Source organism: Nitrosococcus oceani ATCC 19707 (assembly GCF_000012805.1).
GTDB classification, from domain to species: domain Bacteria; phylum Pseudomonadota; class Gammaproteobacteria; order Nitrosococcales; family Nitrosococcaceae; genus Nitrosococcus; species Nitrosococcus oceani.
Window position 1 is genome coordinate 1103976 of record NC_007484.1, and the last position, 14709, is coordinate 1118684.

Below are 14709 nucleotides of genomic sequence, written 5' to 3' on the forward strand. Positions count from 1 at the left end.
CCAGAATCCAGTCCATAAGCGTTTGAAAAAATAATGGTGTTATAAATTTTCCTCTAGCCCGCGCCCCGCTAGCTTAGGCGATGATAATTGGGTTTTGAGGTGAATCAAAAAATGCTTTAGCGCTGCCTATTTCGAGTAACCGGCCTGCGCCTTCTTGCACCCAGAACGAGGACGCATTATCGACGATACGGCGAGCTTAAGCAAGGTTGTGGGTGACCATCAGGATGGTGATTTCTTGGCTTAGTTTGATCATTAGATCTTCGATCACTTGGCTAGCGGATAAAAATTGTGCCGGAGCGTTTAATCGATATTCGATCTCTTCCCACAGGCCAACTTCTTTCAGTACTTTCTCTTATGTTCAAAACGAATGCATCCCTTGACGCAGTATACCGGAATTAAATCGGCGATCCGGTTTAGCGCGATTAGAAAAATGATTTTGCCATAGCTAGAGGGCCTGATTAAAGCTATGGCTTCATCTTTTAGGAGAGTGAGGTCTCTCAGAGCGAGTTTAGGGCCATAATAAACTGGTAGAAATTAACTTCAATGAAGGAACAGGTATTTGCAGAAGAAGTAGATTTGAAAGCCCACGGGAAGAGGTTTCCAGATTTTAAGTTTACTAAATTCTTCTTGATGGGGAGAAGAAAATAAAAAGTAAAGTTTTGCTGGACTCATGGAAGAATAACTTTTTGTAACCAGCACCGAGCGAACCAGTGGGCCGCCCCCATTGATAAGCAGGAGGAAAGTAGTGAGCACCGGTGCTGAAGCATAGGCAGTTGAAGACCCGCCGGGTACATTCATAGCGAGATCGTAGGTATGCAGGGAAAGCGCACGACCTGAATCGCGCCAAGAACCAGGCATTCGATCCACATGGCCACCGGCACTTCGATCCATTCACCCACAGGCTGCCAGACATAAGGCACACATAGGGGTGAGAGGAAAACCACTAGCGTCGACAAAATACGGGTCAAGGTCTCCTGGGGGCGTACTGGGTTCTGAGGGTTTCAACGACCTGCTTACCCTGCTCAAAAGTTTGCGGCTCTCTTTTGTCCTTTAAAGACCGGCGAGGACGTTTCCACCGCAGGTGGGATTTTCCTCCCAGCCCTTCGGATAGTGTGGACACTATGAGCTACTTTCCTCTTTTAATTCACAATCTCTTCTCTCTGGCCATTCGCTTCGGGGCACGGGCATGGGCTTTAAGGAGTGGTTCACCATCCTTGCTCTTGGGAGCCAGCTCTTCTCCACTCGTCCACTACGCACTTGCTCTTCTCAACCGATAATCCCTCTCTGCTCCTAACGATTAAACCAGCTTACCACCGTCCCCTAGCTTCGCTCCATAAACCTGCCCAATCTCATCAATTTTAGGTAGCGGTGAGAACGAAGGCAAGGTAAAATTTAAATAAGAATTTTGCTCAATCGTTGAAGGAATATAGGGATGTATGAGGACCCCCAGCGAGCGCGCGAAGTGAAATGGCACATGGAGCGCGAGGGCCACATTAATTGCTTTTCGCCGTGAATTCGCGCTAGCCTTCCCCCTTTGCCAAGAGCGCGACCTACCGGCGGGAAGCCGGGAAGTGATGCGCCTGGAGGGTGATATCCAACTGAAGGCCTTGCGTGTTAAGTCGTGGCCAGCCTAAAGCACCCGTTGAAGCGCGAATTTTCCAAACGGATAAAATTTTGTAGGCACAAAACTGAGATCAGTCATGGCGAGACTCCAAATGGAGTGTCTATGCTCGCTGGTACGTGACAAGTAGAGGTTTATGATCGGAAGGGGCAATGTCACCTACAAAAAAATCCACCACATCGCAAGTCATGGGTTGTAGGGGGCCCCAGTGAAGCACCCAGTCTACGACTTGGGGAGTATGAACATAGGTGGGATAAGCGGGGCGAGTGATCTGGGGGATGCGGCCTAAAGCAGTAAAGCAATCAGTGAGGCCACCTTCCTGGAGTATTTTTAATGGCGAATAATGATCGTTAAGATCCCCCATGAATAGTAGTGGTGAGGACTGCGTCGCTAGTCGGCGTAGCATTTTGATAGTGTTGAGAGCTTGGGCAACACGTACATTGACTCTATCGCTGCGTTCCTGGCGGTTGCCGGGCCAGGTGTAGTGGGCGGTGGCCACCAAGAGGGGTGGTCCGCCGGTAATCTTAGGTTGTAACCGGACCCAAAAGAGGCGGCGCCACTGCTCTAGAATTCCAATGTCTTCCGCGCCGTATTCGAGCAGATTGAAAAGCGACTCATTCCAATAAATGTTGCTTTCTCCCTTCCAACCTTCAAAGGAGTCATCCACCCGCTGATGGGTCGGGAGCGCCTGATCCAGTAAACATTGGCTTTGGGAGCAGAATTCTTGCGCGCATAGAATGTCCGGCCGATGAAGAGTAATGAATTGTCGCAAGGGTTCTTGCCGCTCCGGCCAGCGTTCATCTTGCCATAAATTATAGGTGCAGACCACAAAGCGCAAAGAGCTGGACATAGTAATCCTCTATAGCCGGAGTAGAGGTGGAACCTCTTTAGCCCGACCTGCTACAGATAGTCATTAGCCTGAAACCAGCTAATCGCATCATGAATCGCTTCCTGGGCGGGGCGGGATTGATAACCTAGCAGTTGTTCCGCCTTAGTGCTAGAAAAAAACATATATTTCTTTGCCATCCGCACGCCATCGACAGTGGTCATGGGTTCTTTGCCGCTGGTCAGGCGGGCCCAGCCTTGGGCAAGATGGGCGATAGGCAGGACCGCATGAGGGGAAAGCCGGAATCTGGGGGGACGGCGGTGGGTAAGCTGGGCGATTGCTTCTAGAATATCGCGCAGAGTGAGATTTTCTCCTCCAAGGATATAACGCTCGCCAATGCGGCCTTTTTCAAAGGCCAGGAGATGGCCGGCGGCCACATCATCCACATGGACTACGTTGAGGCCAGTGTTCATATAGGCGGGCATGCCTCCCGAAGCGGCCATGACAATGACTCTGCCGGTAGGCGTGGGTTTGATATCCCGCGGTCCAATGGGGGTGGAGGGATTCACAATCACGATATTCAGCTTCAGCCGGTGTCCTAGATCCTTGATGGACTCCTCAGCCAAGAATTTAGATCGTTTATAGTGGCCGATCATGGTTTCAAGGCTGGAAGGGGTCTCCTCATGGGCTGGCGTGCCATCAGGGCTTAATCCCAGCGTGGCGACGCTACTGGTGTAAACAATACGGTTAACGCCGGCTTCCGCCGCAGCGTGCATGATATTTTGGGAGCCCTGGACATTAGTGTCATAAAAGTCTTGCGAACGGGGGGCCCATAAGCGGTAATCAGCCGCGACATGAAAAAGGGCTTGGCAGCCATGGAGCGCTTTTTCTAGGCGCCGTTGATCCTTGAGATCGCCTTCAAAGATTTCTACGGGTAGCCCTTCCAAATTACGCCGATTGCTATTAGAGCGGGCTAATACCCGGACGGTTTCTCCCGCATCGAGTAGTTGTTTGACTACCGCCGAGCCCACGAAGCCGGTTGCACCGGTAACAAAGCTGGTCATGGTCCTTGTTTCCTCGTGGGTAGTCGAAGTAGAGTTTGAAGCAGCATAGCTAAAAAGCTAAGGGTAGCGAATAGGTCAAAAGTATTTCGTTTTCGCCGGGATTATCATCATGGAGACCGGCGTTGGAGATATGAGAGAGGCGCACCCCAAGGCGGGAGTCGCCATCAAATTGATAGGCAAAAGTAATGGCGGTACGAAATTGAAAAATTCCTCCAAGATCTTTACTCCCGCCTTGGTGATATCCTCCCACGGTGGCGAGTGGGGTAACGATTAAACGTCGGTATTTGAGATCAGCATAAAAACCACCATAGCCGAAAACACCGCCGTCCGTATTCGCCATTATTCCCATAACGGGACCGATGAAAGATAGTTTCTTCCCATAACGGTATTCAATATAACCGGCAGCGGTGGGATCATCACTAAAGTTAAAGGCGCCAGCCCCAAAGTCCAAGTAGCTTGGCTCATCGGCAAGAAATTCAATATCGCCCAGGCTGAACGCGGCAGACTGGGAATCTTCCGCTAGTGCAATATGGCCCCAAGCTAAGAAAGCCAGTATGGTCCCTATTATCTTTTTTGAGCATGCTTTCATTTTTATTATCTCTCTTTAGGTTAAGCAAAAAGAAAGAAACCTGCAATGGTCCGCGGGTAATATTAATTGGCCAAAAAAACCATAAACTCACTTGAGTCATCTTGCTAAAGCGGGTAATAATTGGCTAACTATTTCTTATATTATAGTAATAACCTCTAAATCGGGATAGCTGTTGGTTGTCGCCGGGCGAGGCTTGCTTTTTGAAACGGCATAGATATGCTAATTTAGCTCTGCCGAATATTCACCTATCTGCTAGATGACCTAAAGTCGTTTAACAGAATAGTATTAGGCCCGGGAACAATGGAGAGTATTTATTTTCTTAAGTCTGGCATTCAGGATTTTGTATGTCAACCGTCCTCAGGATGCGACTGTAACAAGTAAAGAGGTTCACAATATAATGGCTTTGAGTTGGTTAAAGGGTAAATTTAATGAAGTCTCTACCAATCTGAAAAACGAGACGACGAAGATCAGGAATAAAGATTTCCTTGAAGGCGTAATTGCAGGCTGCACCCTGGTCGCCTATGCCGATGGGGTTGTCAAACCTGAAGAGAAGCAAAAAATGATGGGGTTTTTGCAGACATCGGAGGTATTGTCGGTTTTTGACACGGAGAATGTTATCAAGTTGTTTGAAAAGTTCTCTGCTCAATTCGAGTTTGATCCGGCTATTGGCGAAGCCAATGCACTTCAAGCGGTCAGTAAAGTCAAAAAGAAAGAAGGAGAAGCCCGACTTTTGGTACGGGTTTGTTGCGCAATTGGGGCATCGGACGGTGATTTTGACGACGCTGAAAGAAAAACGGTGAGCAAAATCTGCTCAGAACTGGGATTAAATCCCGCTGATTTTGATCTTTAAGAAGACTGATAAAGGAGTAAATAATGGCGGTAACCCTACAGAAAGGACAGAATGTATCCCTGAGCAAAGAAGCCCCCGGTCTAAAAGAGGTTGCGTTTGGGCTAGGGTGGGATGCTCGCTCTACCGATGGCACTGATTTTGATTTGGATGCTAGCGCGCTTATCTTAGGCGAAAGCGACAAGGTATTAAGTGATAACCATTTTGTTTTCTATAACAATGCGACTGATCCTAGCGGTGCCGTAACCCATACAGGTGACAATCGTACCGGCGAGGGAGAAGGGGATGATGAAAAAATCATTGTTGATGTTTCTAAAATGCCGGCAGAGGCAAAAAAAGTTGTTTTTGTCGTCACCATCCATGAGGCGGAGTCCCGCAATCAAAATTTTGGCCAGGTAAGTAACGCGTTTATTCGTGCGATTAATAATGCTGACAATGCAGAGATTGCCCGTTATGATTTATCGGAGGATGCTAGTATTGAAACGGCAATGATTTTCGGAGAATTTTACCGCCATGGCGAGGAATGGAAATTTAAGGCGGTGGGCCAGGGCTACGCGGGTGGATTAGCCGGCGTAGCCAGGGATTTTGGCGTCAATATTGGCTAAGGATATCTATTGCGGGAGCGCGCTGGCGGATGGCCGGCGCGCTCAACAGTAGATGGACTACTGAATGAGCCATACTATTCATCTTGCTGCGGGGACTTTGACCATTGAAGTCCACCAAGCCCTTCTTCCGCTGCATGATTTATTAGATTTTGCTAGCCGAATTAACCCCAAGCGCGGATATTTGTTTGTTTCCAAGGTGCTTGGCAAGCATATTCCCTGCCAGCCTTCGAGAATGCGGGATATTTACAATCGCTTAGCCCTGTCTCTTTTAGAGATACCCGGCCCCGCTATTTTTATCGGTATGGCTGAAACGGCTACGGGCTTGGGCGCTGGGGTTGCAGATAGTTTAGTTCGAAGAACACAGCGCTGTGATATTGTTTTCCAACACACAACCCGCCATAGCCTGCCGGTCAGCGAATGGATGCGTTTTGATGAAGCGCACAGCCATGCGCCTGAGCATATCCTCTATCTGCCTTTGCCGGTTTTTCGTGAACGATTCTCCCAAGCACAAACCTTGGTTCTTGTGGATGATGAAATCAGCACAGGGCGGACGCTGAGAGAGCTAAGCTACAGAGTGATACAAGCGTTACCCCATATTCGGCAAATTATGCTGGTGTCAATTGTCAATTGGCTTTCGCCCGCTCAAAAGCAGGTATTTCAAGAAAATGTTAACCGGCCGGTGTCTTTTGTTAGTTTGTTAGAAGGCGTGTTTTCGTTTATTCCTAATTTGGAATTTAGCCCTTCCTTGCCAGGAAAAGCTAGGCTATTTCAGCCGGCGCGGCATGCTTGCCAGCAGACCGGCCGGCGGGGAATAGAGATAGGAGAAAAGTTCCAGGTGTCGAACGGTCCTTATCCAAAGGAGCGTAAGGTGTCTGTGGTGGGGACCGGTGAGTTTCAATTTCAACCTTTTTTATGGGCGGAGCAGCTGGAAAGAAAAGGCTTTGATGTTCTGTTTCAGAGCACTACCCGTTCCCCTATTCGGGTGGGCGGACCCATTGGCGAAAGTCTTAGCTTCAAAGATGAATATGGGGGAGGCATCCATACCTATCTTCATAATCCTCCTCGCGGCAGGGAAGTTATTATTGCCTACGAATTTGCCGAATTAGCACGTAATCACAATCTTCCGGAGCAGCTTGGTGGAAGTATTTGGGGAGCGGCTGCCAATACGGGATGGGATGGCTGAATGGAGCGTTCCGTATTCATCTTTTCTGATCTAGATGATACTTTGTTGCAGACTCAACGCAAATGCGGGGTATCGGGTCCATTAACGGAGGCGGCGGTCGATAGAGAAGGCCGTCCCTTGTCTTTCCACTCCCAGGAACAATTATTGTTGTTGCGGCTCTTTAAAGCTTGCACTTTGATTCCCGTGACCGGACGCAATTTAGAGGCGTTGGGTCGAATTCGCTCACCCCTCTTTTCCAGCTATCGGGTCACTAGTCACGGTGCATTGGTTTGGGATGCCAATAATGCTTTAATCCCGGAGTGGGAGAGCACCATTAGGGGAGAGGCGCTGATTTGGGAACCGCGGATGCAACGTCTTCTTGCGGTAATGGAGGGCTATCAGCGGGCGGAGCAGGTAGAAAATTTGCGGTTTCGTATTATTTATGATGCACAGATACCTGTCTATCTTTCTATCAAGGGTAGCCCCGGACAGCTTTCAGCAGTCGAGGAGATAGTGGCTCCAGTTTGGGTCCAGGAAATGGGAGGAAAATTTCACCGCAATGACCATAATATGGCGCTCCTTCCTCCTTATGCGGATAAGGGCAGGGCTGTGAAATACATCATGACGCTGATCCGCCAACGTTGTGAAGGGCCACCGTTATTTATTGGTATGGGTGACAGCTTGACCGATATTCCTTTCCTCCGTGCTTGCCATTACGCGCTTACACCGCAAAATAGTCAAATTCAACAGGAAGCTTGGATGTGAGCCGGGCGGTGGATCGCCCCGTCGGGATTGAACCTGGGCTTTCTCCTATCACGGGAAGTTACCGCCAGGACGATTGCCAATTTTTATTGACTCCACTCCAAGCCGAATTCTTCTCCATCCAAGAGAAGGAACGCCTGATTCAATCGGGTGAGAAGCATTATTCGGAGATGATCAGCTTTGAATCACCGCCTAGCGAAGCTTATTTAACCTTATTCCGAAACTTAACCCAGCGCCATAAAGGCCGTTTGGCTGCCGAAGTGATGAGGCTGGCGCAGAGTATTGTTAATACTCGACTGGCGCCTATTACTCTGGTGTCGCTGGTTCGAGCGGGTACGCCCATCGGGGCTTTATTGCAACGGGCCTTGAGCCGTCACCTCCAAGTGGATTCCCGGCACTATTCCATTTCTATTATCCGAGATCGGGGAATTGATGAACAAGCTTTAAAATTCTTATTAAGAGAACATCGGCGTCCGGCGGCGGGGGTGGTATTTGTGGATGCCTGGACGGCCAAAGGAGTCATCACCGAAGAGTTAAAACGGGCCATTGCCCATTGGAACGCCCGCCATCAGGAGCAGCTCAAAGACACGCTTTATGTAATCTCTGACATCGGCGGAGTGGCGGATATAGCTGCGACCTATGAAGATTATGTGATTCCCTCTGGTATTCTCAATGCGCCGGTTTCAGGGCTCATTTCCCGTTCCCTATTAAACCGCCAGATTCAACCGGGGCAGTTCCATGGCTGTACTCTTTATGAGCACCTACAGCAGTATGATGTTAGTCATTGGTTCCTGGATGAAATAGAAGCGGAAATGGATGTTAACATCGTTGCGCCCCTTCCTTCTATTTCCCGCGGGGAGCGTTATGCCCAAACCCGGATTTATCTCAATCGTTGGATCGATAGTTATGGCATTGGGGATATCAATCATATTAAACCGGGTATTGCGGAAGCAACCCGGGTGATGTTGCGCCGGGTTCCGGAAAGGCTTTTGCTGCGGGACCCGGGGGCGGAGGAAGTCGCTCATTTATTGATATTGGCGGAAGAGAAGGGGGTAGTGGTCGAGCATCAGCCGAATATGCCTTTTAATGCGGTGGCTTTTATCAAAACGATAAAAACAAGTTAGGCTATTCTATAAACTTCTAGAGAAAAGCCATGTACCTGTCACAACTCCAGAGCACTCAGTCGACGGTAAAAACTTATCTGGCGCAGGCCCAAATACCCCATTATATGGAACTGGGTGCTACCCTTTATATGCCTGCTACGCGGAAAGATATTGCAAGAGTTCTCAATCAACAAAAGCTGACTGGTTTGCGTTCGGCGGTGGTATGCACTGAAGATTCCATCTTGGAACAAGATCTATCTCCTGCGCTCGCTAATTTACGGTTAGTATTAGAGCAACTTCGCCCTTCCTCCATGCTGCGTTTCATTCGTCCTCGCAACCTCGAGGTATTGTCTCAATTGATGCGTATCCCTGAAATTAGAAGGATAGATGGATTTATATTGCCTAAGGTAGACGAGAAGAATCTGCCACTTTACGCAGAACTGGCTGCCCGGATTCCAGAGCTACTTTTGATGCCTACGCTTGAGACTGAGATGGCTTTTAGTCGGCAACGGCTTGAGGCACTGCGTAAGGGACTTGCTAAGGTGAGCAATCCCATTTTATGCCTTCGGATTGGTGGTAATGATCTCCTGCGTTTGTTGGGGTTAAAGCGGCCTAAACATTTGACAATATACGATACGCCGCTGCGGAACATCATCAATGATGTCATCCTGACTTTCCGTCCAGCGGGTTATGGGCTTTCTTCTCCGGTTTTTGAGTATCTTGATAACTATGCTACTTTGCAGCGTGAAGTAGCGTTGGATATTGTCCATGGCTTGCTCACGAAGGCAGCCATTCATCCTAGTCAAATTCCAGTGGTGGAAAGGGCCTATCAGGTCTGTCAAAAAGATATGGAGTTAGCGCAGCGCGTCCTTGAGGAAGGAACGCCAGCCGTTTTTAAACTTAATAGCCAAATGGTTGAACCGGCTACCCATTGCGCATGGGCGGAACGGCTGCTGTTACAAGCCGAGCTGTATGGTGTCTGTTGTGAGCAGCTGAACGGGTGTGATTGTACTCCCAATGTTTCTTGAAAACTATTCTTTGTAGAAACACAAAAAAATTTTAATTATCAATTATTTATGAGACATTTCAAATACTCTTTTTTAGTAACCGTGGCGGGCTTGGTGGCAGCCTTTCTATGGGGTGGACCTGCCGGTTTATTTATTGCCGCGATCCTGGGCGTTCTCGAAATTAGCTTGTCCTTCGATAATGCGGTCGTCAATGCATCTGTGCTTAAGGATATGGACCCCAAGTGGCAAGCTCGTTTTCTGACCTGGGGTATTCTGATTGCTGTATTTGGAATGCGCTTGGTTTTTCCCGTGGCCATTGTGGCTATTGTGGCTGATATTGGGATACTAGAAGTGACACAGATGGCGCTTAATGATCCGGATGCTTATTCAGCTCATTTGCTCGCTTCCCATGTAGATATTTCCGCTTTTGGCGGTATGTTTTTGCTGATGGTGTTTTTATCCTTTTTGCTTGATGAGACAAAAGAGCTGCATTGGTGGGGGCTGGTTGAAGAGAAATTGGCCGGGATCGGTAAGCTGGAATCCATCGAGATCGTTATCGCCCTGGGAGTTTTATGGGCTCTCCAAAGTTTCTTGCCGCCCGAGGAGAAACTAGATGCCATGCTGGCTGGGATTAGTGGTGTCATGCTCTTCGTCATTGTAGGTAGTGCGTCTGGATTATTTGAGGTAGAGGAAACAGGAGAAGCGGTTACCCATGCGGCGAAGCGTAGTGGAGTAATGGGTTTTCTCTATCTTGAGGTATTGGATGCTTCTTTCTCTTTTGATGGTGTTATTGGTGCTTTTGCCATTAGCAAGGATGTCATTATTATTATGCTGGGCTTGGCGATTGGCGCCATGTTTGTTCGTTCTATTACGGTATACTTAGTCCGCAAGGGCACCCTAAGCGAGTACGTTTTCCTTGAGCATGGCGCCCACTATGCTATTGGAGCCTTGGCGCTTATCATGCTCGCAAGCACCAAAGTTCATATACCCGAAGTGGTGACAGGGTTGATTGGTGCGGCTTTCATCGGTTTGTCTTTGCTTTCTTCTATTCGGTATCGAAATAAACATTAATTTCAGAAAGAAAAGAGCTAAGGTATAATTCAGAAAAAAATGATACTTTTTTGAATTATAGAGAGTGTCTTTATTAGGAGGGGATATGCCAGTTAAGCTAGTAAAAGGTCAAAAGATTTCTCTTGAAAAAGAAAGCGGCGGGGCCTTAAGTAAGGTCGTCATGGGGTTGGGTTGGGATGCGGCAGGTACAGGGAAAAAGGGATTTTTCGGCTTTGGCGGCGGTGGCCAGCAAATCGATTTAGATGCCTCTTGCGTTCTGTTTGATGAATCAGGCAATGTACTAGATACAGTCTGGTTTCGTCAGTTGCAAAGTAAAGATGGGAGCATTACCCACACTGGTGATAATCTTACGGGTGAAGGAGAAGGGGACGATGAACAAATTATTGTGGATTTAACCCGGATTCCTGCGAGCGTCAAGAGTTTAGTGTTTGTGGTCAATAGCTTTACCGGGCAAAATTTTGGCCAGGTCGAAAATGCATTTTGCCGCCTGGTTAATCATAGCGATAACGCGGAAATTGCCCGTTATGATCTAAGCTGTCAAGGGAATCACAGTGCCCAGGTAATGGCGAAAATTTATCGCCATAATAACGATTGGAAAATGCATGCCATTGGTGAAAATGCGAGCGGTAGAACTTTTAATGACCTGCTCCCTGCTATTCGCCCTCATTTGTGATTTTTTCTGATAGATAGCCATGTTCGTGGTGCGCTATATAGGCAGAAGTTATGAGTTTAACAGAGAGCTTTCTCCGGCGTATTACCCTGCACGTAGCCGGAGAAAGCCGCTCGCTACCTCCTGGTTTTTTACCAGCAATAGGCGCGCACCCTTCTAGCGCTTAAAGTTCTTCGCTCTCTGGTAATAAACTTCTTTTTTTTAGAGAGCTGAACGGCTCGCGTGTACTGCTATGGCCGCTGATGGACTCCTCATTCGCTGCTTTGCGAAGTGAGGATAACCTTGCGCTACTACTTACCGATAATAGCTAGCGCAACTTCACGAGCATTGCCTGACCTTCAGTCGCGCTTATCTGCGAGGCGATTGTCGCCATAATATAAATGCCGAGATGAAAGCGGCAATAAAAATGAGGACAAAAAACTCCGTAAACTTGGCTCCCGCAATGCCTAAAAATGCTAGCAAGATAGCTACAATAGCAATAATAAGAGAAAGTATCGCAAGTGAAGGCATAATCATTTCCTCTATTTGTTTGGGTTTGGGATCTCCATATTTCCACCGTAATGGTTATATTTAGTGTAGGCTAAAAAAATAGTTTAAAAAGGAGGTAATTAGGCTTAATGGCTGAGCAGCAGGGTAATATGCCTCATCAAAGCGCATTGTTTACTGATCTTTACCAGCTGAGGATGATGCAGTCCTATTATGCGGAAGAGATGAACGCCGTTGCTGTATTCGAATTGTTTTTCCGCAAACTTCCCTCGAATCGCAACTTTGTGATGGCGGCGGGGCTCGATAATGTTCTGAGCTATCTTGAGCATCTACATTTTACGGACGAGGAGCAAGACTGGCTCAAGCAGCAAGGAGGATTCAGTCAACAATTTTTGCGGCAATTGCAGGATTTTAATTTTACCGGGGACGTGTTTGCCGTGCCGGAAGGCACCTTAGTGTTTGAAAATGAACCGGTCGTGCAGGTGATTGCGCCGCTTCCAGAGGCCCAGTTAGTGGAAACCTATCTGCTGAATCAAATTCATTTACAAAGCGTTCTGGCCACCAAGGCGGCGAGGGTAGTGAGTGCGGCTCGCGGCCATAAGGTGGTGGATTTTGGTTCACGGCGCGCCCATGGGACTGATGCGGCGCTAAAGGTAGCACGCACTAGCTACCTGGCTGGCGCAAATGCTACCTCCAATGTTTTTGCGGGCCGTGCTTATGATATACCAGTGGTGGGTACGATGGCACATAGCTTCATCCAAGCCCATCCGAGTGAATATGCGGCCCTCCGGGCTTTTATTCAGGAATTTCCAGACACTACTTTGTTAGTGGATACCTATGATACTTTGGCGGGGGTTCGTAAAGTCATTGCGTTAGCAGAGGCGCTGGGTCAGGATTTCAAGGTGGAAGCTGTTCGGCTTGATTCAGGAGACCTGGGTAAGCTAGCTAAAGAATCCCGCCGGCTGTTCGATGAAGCCGGGCTAAACCAAGTACGAATTGTGGCTTCCAGCGGATTAGATGAGTATAAAATCCAGGCTCTACTGAAAGAGGGGGCACCTATCGATGGGTTTGGCGTGGGCACCCAATTAGCTGTTTCGGGGGATGCACCAGAGATTGATTTCTCTTATAAATTGGTTGAATATGCGAGCCGTCCGCGGATGAAATTATCCTCAAGCAAAGAGCTCTTGCCAGGCCGCAAGCAAGTCTTTAGATTCTTTGAAGCCGACAGGATGAAGCGGGATGTCATTGCCTGCTTTGAGGAAAATTCAGACGGCAAGCCCTTGCTTGAGCAAGTCATGAGCCAGGGTAAACGGCTTGAGCAAGGACGAGTTTCTCTGGAGAATGCACGGGAGCATGCCCGCCAGCAAATGGCACTGCTGCCTCCCGAACTTCACGCTCTGCAACGCGTGAAGCTGGGATATCCCGTGGCGGTCAGCAACTCATTGCGCCAAACTAATGAACAACTGCAGCGGGAGTTGGCCGTGGAACTCAGCCCTCGGCTTAGCGCCTCCTAGTTGGCCCTGATTCCTCTTAAATTCGGATAAGTTCCCTACAAACCGATCTCTCCCTCCTTGGCTTGCCTGCCTATTCTTCTGGTTTTTTAGCGGCTGGGACGGTCAGCATTAGCACAAAGCCAACGAGAAGAAAAATGACGATAGCGCCCATGCCAATTCGCTGGCTGCCCGCCAGGTAAGTGATCCAGCCCACCAATAAGGGACCTAGGAAGGCGGTCGCTTTGCCAGAAAGGGCAAACAAGCCGAACATTTCATTGCGCAAGGACTCTGGCGCCACTCGTGCTAAAAAAGATCGGCTTGCGGCTTGGGCCGGTCCCACAAATATTCCGAGCAGGAGTCCAAAGGTCCAAAAGAGGGTCGAGGTTTCCACGATCAGGATCAGGGTGGTCAGCAAAATCAAGCTAATCAGGGATAACAGGATGGTCTTTTTGCTGCCTATCCAGTCGTCTATCCAGGCAAAAGCCGCGGCTCCCAGGCCAGCAGTGACGTTAAGGGCGATTCCAAACAGGAGTATTTCTTGCTCGTCCATGTCGAAGGTTCCGGCCGCATAGACACCGCCAAAAGCAAACAAAGTTGCCAGACCGTCGATATAAAACATGCGTGCAATAAGGAAGCGAGCGATAGTGCTGTACTGGCGTACATGGCGAATGGAGTCATAAAGCTGCCTCATTCCATCTTTCGTTGCCCGCCAGAGGGGTTTGCCGGTGCCTTGGGTATCGGGTGTGATGAGAAACAAGGGGAGGGCAAACAGTAAGTACCACCCGGAGACCAGGGGAAAGGTAGCGCGCACAGGCTCAGCGGAATCGGGGTCCAGGCCAAACCAATGATTTCCCCCTTGGATGAAGGCAAAGAGGGCGACGATTAGACAGGCTACGCCACCTGCATAGCCGATACTCCAGCCCCAGCCGGACCACCGCCCTACATATTTCGGTCCCGCCAAGCCGGGCAGCATGGCATTGTAAAAGATGAAAGCAAATTCAGCGCCGAGGGTGCCTAGCCCAACTAGTAGCAGTGCCAGCCAGGCATAGTCAGGCGTAGGTTTGATAAACCATAGAAGCGCCGTGGCTATAACGCACAATAAGGTGAAGACGATAATCCAGGGCTTGCGGCGTCCCCCTTGGTCGGCAATGGCCCCCAGGAGCGGTCCCGTAATGGCGATAACAAGCCCGGAGATGCCCACTATGTTCCCCCATTGGGCGCTGCCAAGAGTCTCGTTTTCCGCCACTTGCCGGGTAAAATAGGCGGCGAACACAAAGGTGGTGATAACGGCGGCAAAGGCGCTATTGGCCCAATCGTATAAAGCCCAGGAGATAAGGCTTGCTTTAGAAGCGGGCGTTGAATGATGGCCAGATTGTGTCATTATTTTTTACTAATTTGAAAGA

The 14709-nt window shown here is 48.9% G+C and carries 14 protein-coding genes; 9 read left to right on the top strand and 5 right to left on the bottom strand.

Going from position 1 to position 14709, the window contains the following annotated elements:
• Nucleotides 1-540: 540 nt before the first annotated feature.
• From NOC_RS05445 to NOC_RS05465, 4 genes are all read right to left on the bottom strand, one after another.
• On the bottom strand, nucleotides 541-891 hold the full coding sequence (locus NOC_RS05445) for a hypothetical protein (RefSeq protein WP_002811661.1): 351 nt from the start codon (nucleotides 889-891) through the stop codon (nucleotides 541-543).
• Between the two features lie 833 nt (nucleotides 892-1724).
• Nucleotides 1725-2471 (bottom strand): endonuclease/exonuclease/phosphatase family protein, encoded by a 747-nt coding sequence (locus NOC_RS05455; RefSeq protein WP_002809248.1) that lies wholly within the window; start codon nucleotides 2469-2471, stop codon nucleotides 1725-1727.
• 50 nt (nucleotides 2472-2521) lie between these two features.
• On the bottom strand, nucleotides 2522-3511 hold the full coding sequence (hpnA, locus tag NOC_RS05460; protein ID WP_002808569.1) for a hopanoid-associated sugar epimerase: 990 nt from the start codon (nucleotides 3509-3511) through the stop codon (nucleotides 2522-2524).
• Between the two features lie 49 nt (nucleotides 3512-3560).
• Nucleotides 3561-4100 carry an acyloxyacyl hydrolase gene (locus tag NOC_RS05465; RefSeq protein WP_002809041.1) on the bottom strand — a complete coding sequence of 180 codons (540 nt, stop codon included), beginning with the start codon at nucleotides 4098-4100 and terminating at the stop codon, nucleotides 3561-3563.
• Between the two features lie 397 nt (nucleotides 4101-4497).
• On the opposite strand from NOC_RS05465, the gene NOC_RS05470 reads away from it, so the two are divergent.
• From NOC_RS05470 to NOC_RS05510, 9 genes are all read left to right on the top strand, one after another.
• A complete protein-coding gene (locus tag NOC_RS05470) occupies nucleotides 4498-4950 on the top strand; it encodes a tellurite resistance TerB family protein (protein ID WP_002810923.1) in 453 nt (150 codons plus the stop codon).
• 23 nt (nucleotides 4951-4973) lie between these two features.
• The gene (locus NOC_RS05475) at nucleotides 4974-5552 is read left to right on the top strand and encodes a TerD family protein (protein WP_002810849.1); all 579 of its coding nucleotides are present in this window, start codon (nucleotides 4974-4976) and stop codon (nucleotides 5550-5552) included.
• 64 nt (nucleotides 5553-5616) lie between these two features.
• Complete coding sequence (locus NOC_RS05480; protein ID WP_002808855.1) at nucleotides 5617-6735, top strand: phosphoribosyltransferase domain-containing protein; 1119 nt, start codon at nucleotides 5617-5619, stop codon at nucleotides 6733-6735.
• Nucleotides 6736-7479, top strand: coding sequence for a hypothetical protein (locus tag NOC_RS05485; RefSeq protein ID WP_011330538.1), 744 nt, complete (start codon nucleotides 6736-6738; stop codon nucleotides 7477-7479).
• A complete protein-coding gene (locus NOC_RS05490) occupies nucleotides 7476-8600 on the top strand; it encodes a cysteine protease StiP family protein (RefSeq protein WP_011330539.1) in 1125 nt (374 codons plus the stop codon). The genes NOC_RS05485 and NOC_RS05490 overlap by 4 nt, the downstream gene beginning before the upstream one ends.
• Nucleotides 8601-8629: 29 nt before the next feature.
• Nucleotides 8630-9607: an HpcH/HpaI aldolase/citrate lyase family protein gene (locus NOC_RS05495; RefSeq protein ID WP_002811613.1), complete on the top strand. Its 978-nt coding sequence runs from the start codon at nucleotides 8630-8632 to the stop codon at nucleotides 9605-9607.
• Nucleotides 9608-9655: 48 nt separating this feature from the next.
• Complete coding sequence (locus NOC_RS05500; RefSeq protein ID WP_002810320.1) at nucleotides 9656-10657, top strand: DUF475 domain-containing protein; 1002 nt, start codon at nucleotides 9656-9658, stop codon at nucleotides 10655-10657.
• 85 nt (nucleotides 10658-10742) lie between these two features.
• Complete coding sequence (locus NOC_RS05505) at nucleotides 10743-11330, top strand: TerD family protein (protein ID WP_011330540.1); 588 nt, start codon at nucleotides 10743-10745, stop codon at nucleotides 11328-11330.
• A 614-nt stretch (nucleotides 11331-11944) separates the two neighbouring features.
• Nucleotides 11945-13327 (top strand): nicotinate phosphoribosyltransferase, encoded by a 1383-nt coding sequence (locus NOC_RS05510; RefSeq protein ID WP_002809738.1) that lies wholly within the window; start codon nucleotides 11945-11947, stop codon nucleotides 13325-13327.
• A gap of 70 nt (nucleotides 13328-13397) precedes the next feature.
• Here NOC_RS05510 and NOC_RS05515 read toward each other — a convergent pair whose 3' ends face one another.
• On the bottom strand, nucleotides 13398-14687 hold the full coding sequence (locus tag NOC_RS05515; RefSeq protein WP_002808634.1) for an MFS transporter: 1290 nt from the start codon (nucleotides 14685-14687) through the stop codon (nucleotides 13398-13400).
• Between the last annotated feature and the right edge of the window lie 22 nt (nucleotides 14688-14709).

Excerpts from the sequence above, each read along its gene's own strand:
- NOC_RS05445 (WP_002811661.1), bottom strand. The coding sequence starts at position 891 with ATGGATCGAAGTGCCGGTGGCCATGTGGATCGAATGCCTGGTTCTTGG.
- hpnA (WP_002808569.1), bottom strand. The coding sequence starts at position 3,511 with ATGACCAGCTTTGTTACCGGTGCAACCGGCTTCGTGGGCTCGGCGGTA.
- NOC_RS05485 (WP_011330538.1), top strand. The coding sequence starts at position 6,736 with ATGGAGCGTTCCGTATTCATCTTTTCTGATCTAGATGATACTTTGTTG.
- NOC_RS05500 (WP_002810320.1), top strand. The coding sequence starts at position 9,656 with ATGAGACATTTCAAATACTCTTTTTTAGTAACCGTGGCGGGCTTGGTG.
- NOC_RS05495 (WP_002811613.1), top strand. The coding sequence starts at position 8,630 with ATGTACCTGTCACAACTCCAGAGCACTCAGTCGACGGTAAAAACTTAT.
- NOC_RS05505 (WP_011330540.1), top strand. The coding sequence starts at position 10,743 with ATGCCAGTTAAGCTAGTAAAAGGTCAAAAGATTTCTCTTGAAAAAGAA.
- NOC_RS05475 (WP_002810849.1), top strand. The coding sequence starts at position 4,974 with ATGGCGGTAACCCTACAGAAAGGACAGAATGTATCCCTGAGCAAAGAA.
- NOC_RS05480 (WP_002808855.1), top strand. The coding sequence starts at position 5,617 with ATGAGCCATACTATTCATCTTGCTGCGGGGACTTTGACCATTGAAGTC.
- NOC_RS05455 (WP_002809248.1), bottom strand. The coding sequence starts at position 2,471 with ATGTCCAGCTCTTTGCGCTTTGTGGTCTGCACCTATAATTTATGGCAA.
- NOC_RS05465 (WP_002809041.1), bottom strand. The coding sequence starts at position 4,100 with ATGAAAGCATGCTCAAAAAAGATAATAGGGACCATACTGGCTTTCTTA.
- NOC_RS05515 (WP_002808634.1), bottom strand. The coding sequence starts at position 14,687 with ATGACACAATCTGGCCATCATTCAACGCCCGCTTCTAAAGCAAGCCTT.
- NOC_RS05510 (WP_002809738.1), top strand. The coding sequence starts at position 11,945 with ATGGCTGAGCAGCAGGGTAATATGCCTCATCAAAGCGCATTGTTTACT.
- NOC_RS05470 (WP_002810923.1), top strand. The coding sequence starts at position 4,498 with ATGGCTTTGAGTTGGTTAAAGGGTAAATTTAATGAAGTCTCTACCAAT.